This window comes from Mesorhizobium sp. M7A.F.Ca.CA.004.06.1.1, from assembly GCF_003999135.1.
In the GTDB taxonomy this organism is placed as follows: Bacteria; Pseudomonadota; Alphaproteobacteria; order Rhizobiales; family Rhizobiaceae; genus Mesorhizobium.
The window spans coordinates 1-2,147 of sequence record NZ_RZPQ01000895.1; the positions used below are offsets into that span (position 1 = coordinate 1).

The 2,147-nt window shown below is 64.1% G+C and carries 3 protein-coding genes; all 3 read right to left on the minus strand.

All coding sequences use genetic code 11. The features are described from left to right. A partial coding sequence (locus EN906_RS31820) for an NAD(P)-dependent oxidoreductase (RefSeq protein WP_281060470.1) occupies positions 1 to 626 on the minus strand: 626 nt, incomplete at its 3' end. Then, positions 623 to 1,645: a LacI family DNA-binding transcriptional regulator gene (locus EN906_RS31825; RefSeq protein WP_127375667.1), complete on the minus strand. Its 1,023-nt coding sequence runs from the start codon at positions 1,643 to 1,645 to the stop codon at positions 623 to 625. The genes EN906_RS31825 and EN906_RS31820, both read right to left, overlap by 4 nt. A gap of 77 nt (positions 1,646 to 1,722) precedes the next feature. After that, positions 1,723 to 2,147 (minus strand): DMT family transporter (locus tag EN906_RS31830; protein WP_164777520.1); only part of this gene is annotated, 425 nt, incomplete at its 5' end.

Here is a 2,147-nt window from a genome sequence, read left to right on the forward strand (position 1 = left end):
GGCGCCACCGAAATCAGCGTATCGACGGCTTCGGCAAGCCCTTTCAGGGTCGCATGATACTGGTAGGAAAGACCTTCGACACGGCGCCGGTTGTGGTAGGCGACCGGCAAGCCAAAAGCTTCCAGACGCCGGGCGATGGCCTGCCCGATGCGGCCCATGCCGAAAATACCCACACTGCGCCCGCGCAAGGTCAGCCGGCTCAGCGGATAGTTGCCCTTGCGCACCCAGCTGCCGTCGCGCAGCCAGGTTTCGGCGCGCGGCAGATCGCGGATGGTGTTGATCAACAGCCCGATCGTGGTGTCGGCGACCTCCTCGGTCAACACGTCGGGCGTGTTGGTGACCATGATGTTCTTCGCTCGGGCATGGCCGACATCGACCGAATCATAGCCGACGCCGAAGGAGGCGATGAGCTCGAGGTTGGGCAGCGCATCCATCATCGCCGCGTTGATGCCGGCAAACGAAGCGATGCCGCGCACATCACTGCGCATCTCGTCGGTGACGAGCGCCGGATCGGCGCGTTCGATTCTGACACGCCTGAACGTACGGTTGATGCGGTCGACCGCATGGTCGTTGAAATCGCCCGGCACCAGGATGGCGACGGTCTGCAACTGTTCGGCCTTGGTCATGCACGCTCCACCGGCTTGCCGGTCGACTGACGCACATGCAGTTCCGGCTTGATCAATTCCTGCGAGGGCCGCACCGTCTGGCCGTTGAGCTTGTCGAGCAACGCGCTGGCGGCGCGGCGGCCAACCTCGCGCTGGCCGTTCCAGACGGTGGTCAGGGCCGGCGTCGCGATCGCCGCCTCTTCGAGGTCGTCATAGCCGGTAACGGAGATGTCGACGCCGGGCACAAGGCCGGCACGGGCAATGCCGTTCATCAGGCCGATGGCGACAAGGTCGTTCCAGCAGCAGGCAGCCGTCGGTCTGTCCTTCAGCGCCAGGAACTGTCCGGCGGCCTCGAAGCCGGCCTGCTTGGTGCGTGGGCCGGCGATGCGCCATGACGGCCTGACTTCCAGCCCGGCCGCCTCCATCGCGTTGACATAGCCCTGGTAGCGGTCACGGCCGGTCGAGGTCTGGTCGGTGCCGCCGATCATGGCGATGCGCTTGTGGCCGAGCGAGATCAGATGGTTGGTGGCAAGGCCTGTTCCATAAGAGTCGTCGCCGCGAAAGACCGGCACGTCGGCACCCTCGACGGTGCGCGCGATCAGCACAGCCGGCAGGCCGTTCTCCTCGGCCATCAGGATGTCGGAAGCCGGCGTGCCGATGGCCGGCGACATGATGACGCCGTCGGCGCCGAGCTGCAAAAGCGTATCGATGAAGGTGCGCTGCTTTTCGAGCTGATCGTAATGATTGGACAGGATGAAGGTCTGCCGGCTGCCGTCGAGCTCGCTTTCGATTGAGCGCAGGATCTCGGCGAAGAACGGGTTCATGATGTCGTGGACGACGACGCCGACAATGCCGGAACGCGAGGTGCGCAGGCTGGCGGCGCGTCGGTTGTAGATATAGCCGATGGCGCGGGCATGTTCCTTGATGCGGTCACGCGTGGTACCGGCAACCAGAGGGCTGTCGCGCAGCGCCAGAGAGACCGTGGCCGTGGACACGCCGAGCGCATCCGCGATCGTCGAAAGCTTGATTTTTTGTGCCAGCGACGTGTGCTCCCCGGACCTGAACTTTCAGACCTAAACTGTTTAAAGGCGGCGTTATGCCACCGATCGGGGGCAAATCAAAGTTTTTTTGCCAACGCCTCGGCCTCGACATCCGAGGCCGCGCGGCTCCGCAGCCGAAGCCTATGCTCGCGATGGACGATGTAGAGACCGCTGGCGACGATGATGGCGGCGCCGACCAATGTCCAGCGGTCGGGAAACTGCTTGAAGACGATCCAGCCGGAAATGATCATCCACACCATCTGCGAATAGGGATAGGGCGCCAAAGCCGTGGTTGTCGCCAGCCGGTAGGCCTGGACCAGCAGCCAGTGACCGACGCCGCCGAACACGCCGAGCATCAGCAGCACGAACCAGTGCCAACCGTCATGCGGCAGGGAAAACGAAAACGGCAGCAGGGGCAGAAGCAGCAGCGCCGGCGCCAGCGCCGAAAACAGGATGAGGCTCTCCGATGTCTCGGTCGCCGACATGCGGCGCGTCATGATGA